The sequence below is a fragment of the Tannerella forsythia genome, from assembly GCF_001006485.1.
Classification (GTDB): Bacteria; Bacteroidota; Bacteroidia; order Bacteroidales; family Tannerellaceae; genus Tannerella; species Tannerella forsythia.
In genome coordinates this window covers 25,335-39,959 of the sequence record NZ_JUET01000082.1, presented here as the reverse complement: position 1 = coordinate 39,959, position 14,625 = coordinate 25,335, and the positions used below count along the sequence as shown (strand labels likewise).

Below are 14,625 nucleotides of genomic sequence, written 5' to 3'. Positions count from 1 at the left end.
ATAGATATAAAAAAAGGCCTCAATAGAGGCCTTTTTAACATTTATGGCAAATCGGAATATCAGGCTTCCGAAATAACTTCGAACGGAATTTCGACCGAAACTTCCTTGTGGAGTTTCAGTATGGCACGATATGAGCCGACTTCTTTTACCGAATCCTTGATAAGGATTGTCTTACGATCTATTTCGAATCCTTTCTTAGCCAATTCTTCAGCAATCTGAATATTCGTTACCGAGCCGAAAATCGTACCGGTCGAACTTGTTTTTGCGCCAATCGTCAACGAAACGCCTTCGAGTTTCGCAGCCAGTGCCTGTGCATCTTCTTTGATCTTAGCCAATTTGTGGGCACGTTGTTTCAGGTTTTCAGCCAACACTTTACGTGCCGACTCCGAAGCAATCACTGCTTTACCTTGCGGGATTAGAAAGTTACGTCCGTAACCGTCTTTCACGTTTACGATATCGTCTTTGTAGCCTAAGTTTACTACATCATCTTTCAAAATAACTTGCATATTCTGTCTCCTCCTTAAAATTATTTCATCAAATCGGTTACGTAGGGAAGCAATGCCAAATGGCGCGCTCTCTTCACGGCCTGTGCCACACGACGCTGAAACTTTAATGAAGTTCCGGTGATACGGCGCGGAAGAATCTTACCCTGTTCGTTCAGAAATTTCTTCAGAAATTCAGGATCCTTATAATCGATATACTTGATTCCGCTCTTTTTAAAACGGCAATATTTTTTCTTCTTCACATCCGACGACATCGGGGTCAGGTATCTGATTTCCGTCTGATTGCTGTTTGTATTTGCTGTTGTCATGATTAATTTTCCTTTTCTGTTTCTTTCGATGCTTTCTTCAAACCTCTTCTCTTCGCAGCATATTCGGCCGCATATTTATCTTGACGGAAAGTCAGGAAGCGGATTACGCGCTCGTCGCGGCGGAATTGTGTTTCCAATGTCGTAATCGTTTCCGGATTCGCCTTAAACTCGATGAGCCAATAAAAGCCGGTTGTCTTTTTCTCGATCGGATAAGCCAGTTTACGCAAGCCCCAATCTTCTTCATTCACAATCTCTGCATTCTCGGCAGAGAGCACTGCTTTGATTTTGTCTACCGCTTCCTTCATCTGTGCGTCAGATAAAACGGGAGTTAAAATGAAAACGGTTTCGTAATTGTTCATAAATGTTACTGTTTTAAAATTTGCGGTGCAAAGGTAGTCATTTTCTTGATATATCCAACTTTTCCCGATGAAGTTTTTTTTCGTAGCTTTGCGGCGGTTTATCATGTAATACGGGATGATGGTACGATTTTTTCGCTATCTTTTAGCTGCTGTTGGTACGGTTTTCTATTGGGAGGGATATGCCGAACAACCGGATTCCTTACCTCCTCGTACATTATATTATATCGGAACATTCGGATCGGTGGCTTCGAATGGCCTTACGCCTTTTGGGATTGTAAATGGGCGATACGGGAAAGTGCCTTTGAAGGCTAATAACGGTTACCTTTGTACCGCTGTCTATCACCGGCAACAAATAGGGAGAAACTTCCGCTGGGATGCGGGAATGCAATGGATCGCCTCAACGTCGCGTTATCGAAATGTTTATCTGCAAGAACTTTATGCGGAGCTATCATATAAAGACCGGTTTCATTTGAGTATAGGAAGTCGTGAAGGAAGAAACGACGGATATAATCAGTCGCTTGGAGACCGGCAGTTGAGCAGTGGCGATCTGGTGCTTTCGTCAAATGCTCGTCCTATTCCGGAGATCAATCTGTATGCACCCCGTTTCCTGAACATTCCCGGCACCTCGGGGTGGTTGCAGGCGAAAGGAAATTTTGCCGTCGGGCGTTCGTTTGATACGGACTATTTGGAGTCGTTCCGAGCAGCAAAGCAAACATACGTGCGGAATGTATTGTGGCATCACAAGTCGATTTATCTACAAATAAAAGATTTGCAGGGAGATTTTCCCGTTTCGCTGATATTCGGCGCACGTCATTTTGCGCAATGGGGAGGAGCATCCACTCATCCCCGGTTGGGCAAACAACCCCAATCACTGAAAGATTTCCTGCGTATTGTGGCGGGTACGTCGGGGGGGAGTGATGCGAGCATTTCAGACCGGATCAATGTCTTGGGGAACCATTACGGTTCCTACGATTTTCGTCTCGGATACGAGGCCGGAGACTGGTCGGTTTTCGGATATTACCAGCATTTTTTCGATGACCGATCAGGTATGGAGTGGTACAACACGTGGGATGGACTGAGAGGGATTGAACTCCGTCTGCCTCGTCTGCGATGGCTAAATAAGGTGGTTGTGGAGCATCTCTCTACCATGGATCAGAGCGGCCCGCTTCATTTTATCGAGTTTGACCATGATAAGTATCCGGGCTACGGAGGCGGAGCAGATAATTACTACAATAACGGCGAATATACGACAGGCGCTTCGTATTTTAACCGTTCGCTTGGCTCTCCGTTTCTGATTTCGCCGGAATATAATAAAAACGGACTGCTTGGTTTCCGTCATAACCGGGTACGTGCATGGCATCTGGGCATCTCGGGCCAAGTTTGCAGGGATGTGACTTACCGGGTAAAAGCCTCTTCGGTCGAGAGCTTTGGAACACCGTATGCACCGACTTTGCGTAACCTTACCCTTTTTTCGATAGTGACCGACTGGCGTTATACGTATCGTTCACGCAGCGGGAAAGAGGAGCGCGAACTGCCTGACTGGGAATTTGGAGTAGCTGCCGGAATAGACCGCGGTTCGTTGCTTGGAAATCATTGGGGACTAAGCTTCTCTGTAATAAAACAAGGGGTACTACGTTTTTAAGCCCCCTTTTCTCAATCTAAAGAAAAAAGGGGGGGGGGGGGCGGAAGGACTCGTCCTCGGGGGGGCTACCCAACATCATCACTCTTGGTCTTTTTGCCTCCCCGAAGTAGAGTTTATTTGAGTTTTTTGCGTATCGCTTTACTTTCTTTTTCGTAGCCGGGCTTGTCGAGCAGAGCGAACATGTTTTTTTTGTAGGCCTCTACACCGGGTTGGTCGAATGGATTGACACCCAATAAGTAGCCACTGATTCCACATGCTTTTTCGAAGAAATAGAACAACTGTCCGATGTAGTAGGCATTCAGTTCGGGCAAGGTGATTTTAATGTTAGGCACGCCACCGTCTACGTGTGCCAGTTGGGTACCCAACTCAGCCATTTTGTTGACCTCGTCGATGCGTTTCCCGGCCAAGTAATTCAGTCCGTCCAAATCGGCTTTATCGCTCGGAATAGTCATTTTATGATCGGGCTTAGCGATTGAGATCACCGTTTCAAAGATGGTACGCTCACCTTCCTGTATCCATTGTCCCATTGAGTGCAGGTCGGTAGTCAGATCGACCGATGCGGGGAAGATACCTTTGTGATCTTTTCCTTCACTTTCGCCGTAAAGCTGTTTCCACCATTCACCGATGTAGTGTAGCTTTGGATGAAAATTCGCTAAAATCTCGATTTTTTTACCTTTGTCATAAAGGGCATTGCGCGTTACGGCATAAATGGCTGCGATATTCTGGTCGAACAGCTTTTTCACATCGGTAGCTTTTTCCATATCGACAGCTCCTTGTACGAGGGTGCGGATATCGATACCTGCCACAGCGATCGGAAGCAAGCCTACCGGGGTAAGTACCGAGTAGCGTCCGCCCACATCGTCTGGGATTACGAACGTCTTGTATCCTTCCTTGTCGGCCAGTGTGCGTAACGCCCCCCGCGAACGGTCAGTGACGGCCACGATGTATTTCCGGGCTTCTTCGACACCGATGTTTGTTTCGAGCTGTTTCTTCAGGATGCGGAAAGCGATGGCCGGCTCGGTTGTTGTCCCCGATTTGGAGATGTTGATGATGCCGAACTTTTTACCATCCAACGTAGCGCACAACTCAAAAAGATAATCTTCACCGATATTGTTTCCGGCGTAAAGCAACACCGGGTTTTTGCGTTTCGACGTTTGCAGCCCATCGAAACTGTTGTTTAGCGCCTCGACGACAGCTCTTGTACCGAGGTAACTGCCACCGATACCGATCACAACGACAGCCTTGCATTTGCGCAGTTGAGACGCCGTCTTTTCAATGTCTTTCAGCTCCTCATCGGTGATCGATGAGGGGAGGTTCAACCAACCGAGAAAATCGTTTCCCGGTCCTGTGCCTTTGTGCAGCATCTCCATGCTTTGGGTCACTTTCGGGGCAAGTGCGTCGATTTGTTTGCGAGTCACTGCACCAAGTACTTTATCAATGTCTAATGTTATTGTTTTCATCTTTCTGTTTCTGTTATATATTGGTTTTCAACGTTCCGTTTTTATGTGAAAGTTTCTGCCAGTTGGCGAATGATCGTCATCGGCGATTTCCGTTCGTAAAGAATATCGTACAATGCGTTCAGGATGGGCATATCGACCCGATATTTCTCATTAATCTCGTGAATGCACTTGGCACCGTAATATCCTTCGGCAATCATCTCCATTTCCAGTTGTGCCGTTTTGACCGAATAGCCCTTCCCGATCATTGTTCCGAACGTACGGTTGCGGCTGTAGCGCGAATAGGCGGTTACTAACAGGTCTCCGAGATAGGCCGATTGTGTAATGTCACGCGGCAGGATATGTGCCGAATCGAGAAAGCGTTGCATCTCTTTGATGGCATTTGACACCAGAACGGCCTGAAAATTGTCGCCGTACTTCATTCCATGGCAGATACCCGCCACGATCGCATACACATTCTTCAGCACAGAGGCGTATTCAATCCCTTTTACATCTTGACAACACGACGTTTTCAGATAGTTGTTGTGAAATATTCGGGCAAGGTCTTCAGCCTTTGGCAGGTCTCTGCATGCCAACGTAATGTACGAAAGCCGTTCAAGCGCGATCTCTTCGGCATGGCACGGCCCTGCGATGATCGCAAGATTTTCCAGCGGGACCTGATAACACTGTGCAAGATAGTCTGTAATCAGCATGTTCTCGTCCGGTACAATGCCTTTGATGGCGGAAATGATCATTTTGTTCCGTATCGGCGTTTCCAGTTTTTGCAGATGCTGCTTGAGAAAAGGAGAGGGGGTGGCAAAAATCAGGATGTCGGAATCTTTGACGGCTGCATTAATGTCCGAATAAAAATCGATGCGATCGGTATCGAACGATACGGCCGACAAGTAACCGGGATTATGCTTCATCCGCTTGAAATCTTCGATCGCTTGCGGACGACGCATATACCAGTGAATATTCGGCTGAGTAGACAGCACGATTTTAGCCAACGCCGTAGCCCAGCTTCCGCCTCCCATAATCGCCACTTTTCCGAAAATATCTTTCATGTCGTAGAAATGGGTTATTGATGATTCGTTTTTAATGCCCCGTAACAGATTGAATCCATGCTTCGACCGTTTGTAACGCAGGTAGTTCCAGACCGAGATGGTATTTCTTGTTCAACTCGAAAAGCAATTGTCTCAACAATTGCGGGTTGGCACCATCCAGCATCTCGACCGTTACAAAGCCTGCTTTCTGTATGGCCGGCACCCATTCGGCCGGTATTCCTAGCAGAGCATATTTTTCGGGCGCGTCTTTCTTCACGGTCTTCTCCGGACGCATTTGGGGGAAGAACAGCACTTCCTGAATCGTCGTCTGCCCGGTCATCAACATCACCAGCCGGTCGATACCAATTCCCATGCCACTCGTCGGAGGCATGCCGTATTCGAGCGCACGTACAAAGTCCATATCGATAAACATGGCTTCATCATCTCCTTTTTCACTCAGGCGCAACTGTTCCTGAAAACGCTCCAGCTGGTCGATCGGGTCGTTCAACTCCGAATATGCGTTACAAAGTTCCTTCCCGTTAACGATAAGCTCGAAACGTTCGGTTAAGTCGGGATTGTTCCGGTGACGTTTGCAGAGGGGCGACATCTCGATCGGATAGTCGGTGATAAACGTGGGTTGGATATAGTTCCCTTCACACTTTTCGCCGAAGATTTCGTCGATCAGTTTACCTTTACCCATCGTCTCATCGATCTCGATGTTGAGTTGTTTACACATTTCGCGCAACTGCGCTTCATTCATTCCCGTAATGTCGATCCCCGTATGTTCATGGATGGCCTCAATCATGGTCACGCGTCTGAACGGAGCTTTAAAACGAATGGTCTTATCGCCAACCGTTATTTCCTTCGTGCCGTTCACGTCGAGGCAAATCTTTTCAAGCATCTGTTCGGTAAACTCCATCATCCAATGATAGTCTTTGTACGCTACATAAATCTCCATGCAGGTAAATTCGGGATTATGCGTACGGTCCATGCCTTCATTACGGAAGTTTTTCGAAAACTCGTAAACGCCCTCAAAGCCACCGACAATCAGACGCTTCAAGTATAACTCGTTGGCAATGCGAAGATACAGATTGATGTCGAGGGCATTGTGATGTGTGATGAACGGACGCGCCGCCGCTCCTCCCGGAATAGATTGCAGAATCGGCGTCTCCACCTCTATGTAGCCTCTGGCATTGAAATATTCACGCATCGAAGTGTAGATTTGGTTGCGCTTGAAGAAAATATTTTTCACGTCGTTATTGACAATCAGGTCGACATAGCGCTGCCGGTAACGCAACTCCGGATCATTGAAACCGTCGTAGACCACACCGTCTTTTTCTTTGACTATAGGTAACGGACGTAACGACTTCGAGAGTACCGTCAGTTCTTGTGCATGAACGGATATTTCACCCATCTGCGTACGAAAGACGAATCCTTTGATACCGACAAAATCGCCGATGTCGAGCAGCTTTTTGAACACGGTATTGTATTGTTCCGTGTTATTTTCGTCCGGACAGAGATCCTCGCGGGTGATATATACTTGAATGCGTCCGGTCGAATCCTGCAATTCCATAAAAGATGCTTTGCCCATGATACGACGGCTCATGATACGTCCGGCAATCGTTACCTGCCGCGGTTGGGCATCGTCGTTGAAGTTCGCCTTTATTTCTTCGGCATATCCGTTGACCGGATATGCGGCAGCCGGGTACGGGTCAATGTTCATCTTGCGTAACTGTTCGAGACTGCCGCGCCGGACGATTTCCTGTTCGCTTAAATCTAATACGTTCATTACTTGGTCAAAAATGGTAATAATCGTGCAAAAATACAAAAAATATTCGGATAGCTCACGGATTTCCTTATTTTTGACTTCCGAAAAACATGCCATCTGATTCTATCTCCATGTACTGTCGGAAGCGTCGGATGAATGGAGGGGGAGGGTTTATCCTTCGCGTCGTGTGGCATCGATGCGCAGGAAGATAAAGAGCAATATGGTGAACCCCCAAAGCGACGACCCCCCGTAACTGAAGAACGGTAGCGGGATACCGATGACGGGTGTCAGTCCGAGTACCATGCCGATGTTAATGACTAAATGGAAGAAAAATATGGAAGCAACGCAATAACCGTAGACACGGCCGAACCTTGTGTCTTGTCGTTCGGCCAAGCTTACCAGCCGGATGATCATCGCCCCAAAAAGAAATAAAACACAGAACGAACCGACAAACCCGAACTCTTCGCCTACCGTACAAAAGATAAAATCGGTATCTTGTTCCGGCACGTATTTCAGCTTTGTCTGCGTTCCGTTCAGGAACCCTTTACCCAGCAGACCACCCGAGCCGATGGCAATCTTCGACTGGTTCACGTTGTATCCCGCCCCGCCCGGATCGTCTTCTAATCCGAGCGATACCCGGATGCGTTGTTGCTGATGAGGCTCAAGCATATCGTTGAATACGTAATCGACCGAGAGCATAAAACCGATCGATGCTACGGCAAACAGCGCGATCAGTGCGTAAGACCATGCCAGGTTTTTGAGTGAAAGAAAAATCAGCATCAGCACGGTAAGACCAATAACTCCGACAATGATCCATACAAAATTGACGGGCAGGTAGAACGATATCAGCAGTCCGCCGGCCAATGCTGCACCCAATACGTAGAGCATGATGCGTACCGCCAGTCTGTCGCGGCACAGATACAACACCAGAAAAAGGGTGATGATGAGCGTCAGGCTTGCAACAATCAACTCGCCTACGGGGGTTATGCCCAGCATCATGTCATTATATTTCATGACAATAACAAAAAATGTCACTGCACAGACACTGGCCAGCAAGATATAACCCGACATGCCTTCGCGGTAGAGCATCAACCCGAAGGCCAGAAAGACGAGTGCCGTACCTGTCTCTTTCTGCATCACGACACAGGCCATCGGCGCCAGAATAAGCAGCAGGACAAGTGAGAAATTGCGGAATGTGAAAAGGTTGAAATTATACGAGTTCATCAGCTTGGCTACGGCCAGCGCCGTGGCGAACTTGGCAAATTCGGCCGGTTGAATACGCAACGGTCCGAACACTAACCACGAGCGCGAACCTTTGATGTCGGGCGCTAAAAAAATCGTGGCGACCAAAAGTAAAAAGACGGCTCCGTAGATCGGATACGAGAACGTCTCGAAAAAATCTTTATCGAGCATCAAAATGACGAAGATCACCGCCAGCGCCGTCCCCATCCAGATAAGCTGTGAGCCGGGACGTCCGGCCGGGTCGAACAAACCTGCCGAATTATATTCATAACTCGCTCCGCAGATACTGAACCATCCGGCAACGATCATCAAAATATAGAGCCCGATCGTCAGCCAGTCTACCGATTTCCATACGCTTATTCTTCTATAGTACATGGCTCGGTAAAATAACAGCGTTTAAAATTCGGTCTTCATACATCCGTTGGCTTTCAGGGGTTACCTCACCGTAGAAATATCGTTCGAGCATCAACCGCACCATCGGTACGGCAATTGTAGCTCCGAAGCCTCCGTTCTCAACGTACGCCACAATCGCCACCTTCGGATGGTCGTAAGGCGCAAACGCCATGCAGGCCGAGTGGTCTTTGCCGTGTGGATTCTGGGCTGTCCCCGTTTTACCGCATACTTCCACGTCTTTCATGTTCAACCCGCGGCATGTACCGCCCAATACGGCGGCGCGCATGCCTTGAGCGATCACCTTATAATGTTTCGTATCTACCGACGTCCGTTTTCTGTGCGTATAGATCGAATCTAACGCGGTATCCTCAACCTCCTTTACCACATGCGGCACGATATAGTACCCCCGGTTGGCAATCGTCGAGGCAAAGTTGCATATCTGCAACGGGGTGGCAAGGATTTCTCCCTGGCCGATGGCGATGGAGATGATCGTACTTGAGTTCCAGTGCCCTTTGTAGTACTTGTCATATACCTTACTGTTGGGGATGTAGCCGCGCTGTTCGCTCGGCAGATCAATACCGAGCTGATAGCCGAAGCCCATTGAAACCATGTGCTCCTTCCATTTCTCAAATGCATCCTGCACGCTTGGGTAGCGTTTGCGATTGTCTAACATGTCGTGTAGCCCCCAGCAGAAATACGAGTTGCATGAGGTGGCGATGGCCGGCACTAATGCCAGAGGCGACCCGTGCCCGTGGCAAGCCGGTTTCCCGCCTCGGAACGTGTATCCGTGTGCGCAACTGTACATCCGTTCCGGCGTGATGACGCCCTCCTGCAGGAATGTCAGCCCCTGCGTTGGTTTGAAGGTGGATCCGGGCGGATACGTTCCCATGATGGAACGGTCGAAGAGTGGTTTCAGCGGATCATTTTCCAGTAATAGATGGTTTTTGCCCCGTTGCCGCCCGACCAACAGGTTCGGGTCGTAACTCGGCGATGTGGCCATGCATAGCACTTCGCCCGTGGACGGTTCGATCATGACGATACTTCCGAGTTTGTTTTGTAGCAATTGTTCTGCATAGATTTGCAATTCGATGTCGATCGCCAGTTTCAGGTTCTTTCCCGAAATGGGAGCCCTATCGTGCAACCCCTCTTCATAACGTCCTTTGATGCGTCCGTGAGCATCGCGCAGCAGAATCTCCACACCTTTCTCGCCCCGCAGCACTTTCTCGTACGAACGTTCGACACCGGCACGACCCGCATAGTCGCCTTGCACGTAATAGTCGTCGGCCCGAATATCACGACGGTTCACCTCACCGATGTTGCCCAATAGCAAGGCGGCATTGGGGTAAGTGTACTCCCTGACGGTGCGGTTCTGAATGTAAAAACCCGGAAACTTGTAGAGTTTCTCCTGTAAGATACCGTATTCGTTCGTCGAAAGCTGGTTCATGAAGACCTGCGGGACGTACGATGAATATCCGGGGTTGAGCGAACGGTTCTTGATGTCGGCAATCCGCTTGTCGAAGATCTCTTTCGTAATGCCTACCGTACGGCAGAAATCAAGCGTGTCAAACGGCTGTATTTCACGCATGATAAGCATCACATCGTATGCCGGCTGATTGTAGACGAGCAGCTTGTCGTTCCGATCGTAAATCACGCCTCGTGCAGGGTAAAGCGTTTTTTTCAGGAAGGCATTGTTATCGGCCGAAGCTTTGTATTCCACATCTACAATCTGCAGGAGAAACAAACGAACGACATAGACAAGAATCACAAAAATAACCGCCCCGATCAGAGTATACCGACGGATTTCGTATGCATGGTTCGTTTTAGGATGTTCCACCTCGCCCCCCCCAATTAAATGCTTCGACCATGAAGATACACAACGTCGTCAAGACCACACTGGAGAAAATACGTAGCAATAGAAAAAGCGGGTCGAACAGTGAAATAGATTCGATCAGGAACAGTGTCAGGTGATGGATGAGTGCCATTCCAAGCGTATAATTCATGAAAGGGATGACCCCCAGGGTTGTGTATGAGGGGGTCGCACTTTCGTGGATGTCACGGTCGATTAATGCCGTGAGTAGCGGATTACGTACCATCCCGATCAACGTGCAGGCAGCAGCGTGCATACCCAGCGTATTGGAAAAAATATCGATCGTCAGCCCTGTCAGGAAAGCAATCCAAATTATTTGTACGCGCGTGAGGTCCAGCGGGATTTTCAGAATGATATAGAGATAAAGGAAAGGCGTGACGAGGTGGAACAGATGAATATGGTTTAGCACCAATACCTGCAGCGCCACAAAGAAAATGAAACTTAACGATATTTTAAACAGGTTCTTAATCATTCTTCCGTGCCTCCTTTTCCACCTCGAGCCGTTCCTGCTGATAATCGTTCCGAATGACTCTGACAGCTTTCAAGGTCATAAAGTCAGTCGCCAACTTCACCTTTAGCGAGTAAAACGTATAATCGCGCTTTTCGTCAAACTCGGCTACCGTACCGATGATGACACCGGGGGGGAATACGGCCGAATAGCCGCTTGTCACCACCGTATCTCCTTCTTCGAATACGGCATGTCTCGGTAATTCTTCGAGATAGGCATAGCGTGTGTCGCGGCCGTCCCACGAGAGCGAACCGTAAAAACTCCCACGCTGAAGCCTGCTGCTGATTCTCAATTTGGGGTTCAACAACGGAATGATGACCGAAAAATGCTCGCTTACCGTCGAAACGACACCGACGATGCCCCGCGTGGAAACAACCCCCATGTCGGGCTTCACTCCGTGGCGCGATCCTTTGTTGATCGTGATATAATTCGATAAGCCGGCAATACGATTGTTGACAATTTCGGCCGTGATGTAATGATAAGGTAGCGTATCCGAGTCGGTAAACAAACTGTCGTATGAGAGTGTCTGTGCCCTGAGCCGCTCGATTTCCTGTTGCAATTCCATGACTTGTAACTCCAGTTGACCATTTTGTTCGAACAAGACATTGTTCTCTTCGCGCAGCCCCATGTATGACTTTGCTGAGCCGGAAATCGACAGAATATGCCCGACTATCGTACTCGATGAACTGAGCATCAGGTTTCGTTGGTACGCATGGTTGTGATACAAAAGCATGCACGAAACAATTTCGAGTAGAAAGAATAAAATCCAATGCCTTTTTCCGATCAGGAATTCAAGCAACTTATGCATAGTCGGAACAAGTATTCGTCTGTACGTTTTCGCAGTTCAGGCATGCCGAATGTGTGGCATGCCTGAACGTGCTTATTTAATCAGGAATTTGAATTTGTCTATATTCTTCAATGCAATACCGGTACCTTTAGCCACGGCATGTAACGGGTCGTCTGCGACATGGAAAGGAATATTGATCTTATCTGTCAATCGCTTGTCGAGTCCTCTCATCAAAGCGCCTCCGCCGGCCAGATAGATGCCGTTACGCACAATGTCGGCATACAGTTCGGGGGGGGTTTGTTCCAATGCACTCAGGATCGCAGCTTCCATCTTCGAGATGGATTTGTCAAGGCAATGTGCAATCTCCTGATACGAGATTGGTACTTCCATCGGCAGGGCTGTCATTTGGTTCGGACCGTGCACGACGAAATCTTCGGGTGGGTTTTCGAGCGATGTCAAGACTGAGCCGACATTGATTTTGATCATCTCGGCCGTGCTTTCTCCCACTTTCATGTTATGCTGGCGACGCATGTATTCCATAATGTCGGCTGTCAGGTCATCGCCGGCTATTCGTATCGATTTGTTCGATACGATTCCGCCCAGTGAGATCACGGCGATTTCCGTCGTTCCGCCGCCTATATCGACGATCATATTGCCCTCGGGCGCTTCCACATCGATACCGATCCCCAAAGCGGCGGCCATCGGTTCGTAAATCATGTATACGTCGCGTGCGCTGGCGCGCTCGGATGAGTCACGTACGGCGCGGATTTCCACTTCCGTACTGCCTGAAGGAATACATACGACAATGCGGAGCGGCGGAGAAAACCAGCGGTTCTTGAACTTGATCATTTTGATCATACCCCGGATCATCTGCTCGGCAGCGTAAAAATCGGCGATCACTCCGTCGCGCAACGGACGAACCGTCCGTATGTTTTCGTGCGTTTTTCCATGCATCTGTCGTGCCGTCTCTCCGACGGCGAGCACCTTGTCGGTCCGCCGGTCCAGCGCGACGACGGAAGGCGCATCCACTACGATTTTACCGTCGCAAACAATGATGGTATTGGCTGTACCCAGATCGACGGCTATTTCCTGTGTGAAAGAGAATAATCCCATATCTCGTTATCTTTTTAATATCTTTTAAATGTTATTTTTAATGTTTGAAATGGCGGACACCGGTCCTCACCATTTTCATTTTGTGTGCATTGCAATACTCGACCGAAAGATGGTCGTTGACCGATCCTCCGGGTTGTATTACCGCGGTGATGCCGGCTTTGTCTGCAATTTCCACGCAGTCGGGGAAAGGGAAATAGGCGTCCGAAGCCATGACGGCGCCTTGCAGGTCGAAACCGAAGCGCTTCGCTTTTTCAACGGCTTGTTTCAACGCGTCTACGCGCGAAGTCTGTCCTACGCCGTTGGCGCAAAGCTGCTTGTTCTTGACCAGCGTGATGGCGTTTGATTTGCTATGCTTCACGATCTTGTTGGCAAACAAGAGGTCTGTTTTCTCGCGTTCGTCCGGTATCTCGTAGGTCATCGGTTCGAGGTCTGCTACCGTTTGAATGCTCAGGTCGCGGCTCTGTATGAGCACTCCGTTCAATAGCGAGCGGAATTGTTCCGTTTGCTGTTCTTTTTGTTTTCGCAGCAGAATGATGCGGTTTTTTTTCTGTTTCAGTATGTCAAGCGCATCCGTCATGTAATCGGGTGCAAGAATGACTTCGAAGAAAATTTTGTTGATTTCTTCGGCCGTTTCGCGGTCGATGACTTCGTTTGTCACGAGGATACCTCCGAAAGCTGAAACGGGATCGCCTGCCAGTGCATCCGTCCATGCCTGAAGCAGAGTCGGGCGTGAGGCTATGCCACACGCATTCGTGTGTTTGAGGATGGCGAAAGTCGGTTCGTCAAATTCGTCGATGAGTGACACGGCCGCATCGATATCCAGCAGATTATTATATGAAATCTCTTTACCGTGCAACTGATCGAACAGTGCGTCGAATTTTCCGATAAATACTCCTTTTTGATGCGGATTCTCACCGTAACGCATCCGTTTGGCCTCATCGAAAGTGCCTCGGAACGCTGAATATTCGTCTCCGTCGAAATAGCGGAAGATCGCCGTATCGTAAGCAGACGAAACGGCAAAAGCTTCTTTCGCAAACCATCGTCTGTCTTCGATCGTTGTTTGCGCTCCTTTCTCGTCGAGCAGGTGCATGAACGGTTTATATTGTGCTTTGGAAGCAATAATTACCACATCTCGGAAATTCTTCGCAGCTCCGCGGATCAACGAAATACCGCCGATGTCAATCTTTTCGATAATCGCTTCTACATCGGCTCCCGATGCCACCGTTTCTTCGAACGGATACAAGTCTACGATCACCAGATCGATACTGGGTATTTCGTATTGCGAAAGTTGTTGACGGTCTTCTTCTTGCTCACGACGCGCCAGGATTCCCCCCAAAATTTTAGGATGAAGCGTCTTTACGCGTCCGCCCAGAATGGAAGGGTAGCCCGTCAAGGTCTCTACCGCTTCGCAAGGAAGCCCTAACGACTCAATAAAACCTTGCGTACCACCCGTTGATACAAATTCGACCCCCTCATGATGAAGCTTTTTTAAAATATCGTCTAATCCGTCTTTATGATATACCGAGACTAGCGCTCGTTTAATTTTTCTACTGTCTGTCATTCTACTAATTGGCCTCTACCTTTTTCTGTTTTTCGAAAAAGTCGCACAAAAATATTGATTTATTTTCATATAGCACCATAATGAAGGTGGAAAAA

General features: G+C 48.5%; 13 protein-coding genes. 1 reads left to right on the top strand and 12 read right to left on the bottom strand.

The features are described 5' to 3' along the window. Window positions 1–59: 59 nt before the first annotated feature. From rplI to rpsF, 3 genes are read right to left on the bottom strand one after another with little or no spacing between them, the layout of a single operon-like run. A complete protein-coding gene (rplI, locus tag Tanf_RS08125; RefSeq protein ID WP_014226426.1) occupies window positions 60–506 on the bottom strand; it encodes a 50S ribosomal protein L9 in 447 nt (148 codons plus the stop codon). 20 nt (window positions 507–526) lie between these two features. After that, window positions 527–811 (bottom strand): 30S ribosomal protein S18, encoded by a 285-nt coding sequence (gene rpsR, locus Tanf_RS08120; RefSeq protein ID WP_014226425.1) that lies wholly within the window; start codon window positions 809–811, stop codon window positions 527–529. A 2-nt stretch (window positions 812–813) separates the two neighbouring features. Continuing rightward, window positions 814–1,170, bottom strand: a complete 357-nt coding sequence (gene rpsF / locus Tanf_RS08115) for a 30S ribosomal protein S6 (RefSeq protein ID WP_014226424.1) — start codon at window positions 1,168–1,170, stop codon at window positions 814–816. Window positions 1,171–1,285: 115 nt separating this feature from the next. Between rpsF and Tanf_RS08110 the strand changes: the two genes are divergently transcribed. Next, window positions 1,286–2,812, top strand: coding sequence for a capsule assembly Wzi family protein (locus tag Tanf_RS08110; RefSeq protein ID WP_236684415.1), 1,527 nt, complete (start codon window positions 1,286–1,288; stop codon window positions 2,810–2,812). 113 nt (window positions 2,813–2,925) lie between these two features. Here Tanf_RS08110 and Tanf_RS08105 read toward each other — a convergent pair whose 3' ends face one another. From Tanf_RS08105 to purH, 9 genes are all read right to left on the bottom strand, one after another. After that, window positions 2,926–4,272: a glucose-6-phosphate isomerase gene (locus Tanf_RS08105; RefSeq protein ID WP_014226422.1), complete on the bottom strand. Its 1,347-nt coding sequence runs from the start codon at window positions 4,270–4,272 to the stop codon at window positions 2,926–2,928. A 41-nt stretch (window positions 4,273–4,313) separates the two neighbouring features. Further along, the gene (locus tag Tanf_RS08100) at window positions 4,314–5,312 is read right to left on the bottom strand and encodes an NAD(P)H-dependent glycerol-3-phosphate dehydrogenase (RefSeq protein WP_014226421.1); all 999 of its coding nucleotides are present in this window, start codon (window positions 5,310–5,312) and stop codon (window positions 4,314–4,316) included. A gap of 31 nt (window positions 5,313–5,343) precedes the next feature. Next, window positions 5,344–7,080, bottom strand: a complete 1,737-nt coding sequence (lysS, locus tag Tanf_RS08095; protein WP_041591406.1) for a lysine--tRNA ligase — start codon at window positions 7,078–7,080, stop codon at window positions 5,344–5,346. Window positions 7,081–7,230: 150 nt separating this feature from the next. Beyond that, on the bottom strand, window positions 7,231–8,676 hold the full coding sequence (gene rodA, locus Tanf_RS08090) for a rod shape-determining protein RodA (RefSeq protein WP_014226419.1): 1,446 nt from the start codon (window positions 8,674–8,676) through the stop codon (window positions 7,231–7,233). Next, complete coding sequence (mrdA, locus tag Tanf_RS08085; protein WP_046825506.1) at window positions 8,666–10,528, bottom strand: penicillin-binding protein 2; 1,863 nt, start codon at window positions 10,526–10,528, stop codon at window positions 8,666–8,668. The genes rodA and mrdA overlap by 11 nt, the downstream gene beginning before the upstream one ends. Continuing rightward, window positions 10,515–11,033 carry a rod shape-determining protein MreD gene (gene mreD, locus Tanf_RS08080; protein ID WP_014226417.1) on the bottom strand — a complete coding sequence of 173 codons (519 nt, stop codon included), beginning with the start codon at window positions 11,031–11,033 and terminating at the stop codon, window positions 10,515–10,517. The genes mrdA and mreD overlap by 14 nt, the downstream gene beginning before the upstream one ends. Then, window positions 11,026–11,877 carry a rod shape-determining protein MreC gene (gene mreC, locus Tanf_RS08075; protein WP_046825505.1) on the bottom strand — a complete coding sequence of 284 codons (852 nt, stop codon included), beginning with the start codon at window positions 11,875–11,877 and terminating at the stop codon, window positions 11,026–11,028. The genes mreD and mreC overlap by 8 nt, the downstream gene beginning before the upstream one ends. A 72-nt stretch (window positions 11,878–11,949) precedes the next feature. Then, on the bottom strand, window positions 11,950–12,969 hold the full coding sequence (locus tag Tanf_RS08070) for a rod shape-determining protein (protein ID WP_014226415.1): 1,020 nt from the start codon (window positions 12,967–12,969) through the stop codon (window positions 11,950–11,952). Window positions 12,970–13,006: 37 nt separating this feature from the next. Further along, window positions 13,007–14,530, bottom strand: a complete 1,524-nt coding sequence (gene purH / locus Tanf_RS08065) for a bifunctional phosphoribosylaminoimidazolecarboxamide formyltransferase/IMP cyclohydrolase (protein ID WP_046825504.1) — start codon at window positions 14,528–14,530, stop codon at window positions 13,007–13,009. Window positions 14,531–14,625: the final 95 nt, after the last annotated feature.

What these genes read in the sequence shown, in the direction of transcription:
- rodA (WP_014226419.1), bottom strand. Translation starts at nt 8,676, where the DNA reads ATGTACTATAGAAGAATAAGCGTATGGAAATCGGTAGACTGGCTGACG.
- mreD (WP_014226417.1), bottom strand. Translation starts at nt 11,033, where the DNA reads ATGATTAAGAACCTGTTTAAAATATCGTTAAGTTTCATTTTCTTTGTG.
- Tanf_RS08070 (WP_014226415.1), bottom strand. Translation starts at nt 12,969, where the DNA reads ATGGGATTATTCTCTTTCACACAGGAAATAGCCGTCGATCTGGGTACA.
- Tanf_RS08105 (WP_014226422.1), bottom strand. Translation starts at nt 4,272, where the DNA reads ATGAAAACAATAACATTAGACATTGATAAAGTACTTGGTGCAGTGACT.
- Tanf_RS08100 (WP_014226421.1), bottom strand. Translation starts at nt 5,312, where the DNA reads ATGAAAGATATTTTCGGAAAAGTGGCGATTATGGGAGGCGGAAGCTGG.
- Tanf_RS08110 (WP_236684415.1), top strand. Translation starts at nt 1,286, where the DNA reads ATGATGGTACGATTTTTTCGCTATCTTTTAGCTGCTGTTGGTACGGTT.
- mreC (WP_046825505.1), bottom strand. Translation starts at nt 11,877, where the DNA reads ATGCATAAGTTGCTTGAATTCCTGATCGGAAAAAGGCATTGGATTTTA.
- rplI (WP_014226426.1), bottom strand. Translation starts at nt 506, where the DNA reads ATGCAAGTTATTTTGAAAGATGATGTAGTAAACTTAGGCTACAAAGAC.
- rpsF (WP_014226424.1), bottom strand. Translation starts at nt 1,170, where the DNA reads ATGAACAATTACGAAACCGTTTTCATTTTAACTCCCGTTTTATCTGAC.
- rpsR (WP_014226425.1), bottom strand. Translation starts at nt 811, where the DNA reads ATGACAACAGCAAATACAAACAGCAATCAGACGGAAATCAGATACCTG.
- purH (WP_046825504.1), bottom strand. Translation starts at nt 14,530, where the DNA reads ATGACAGACAGTAGAAAAATTAAACGAGCGCTAGTCTCGGTATATCAT.
- lysS (WP_041591406.1), bottom strand. Translation starts at nt 7,080, where the DNA reads ATGAACGTATTAGATTTAAGCGAACAGGAAATCGTCCGGCGCGGCAGT.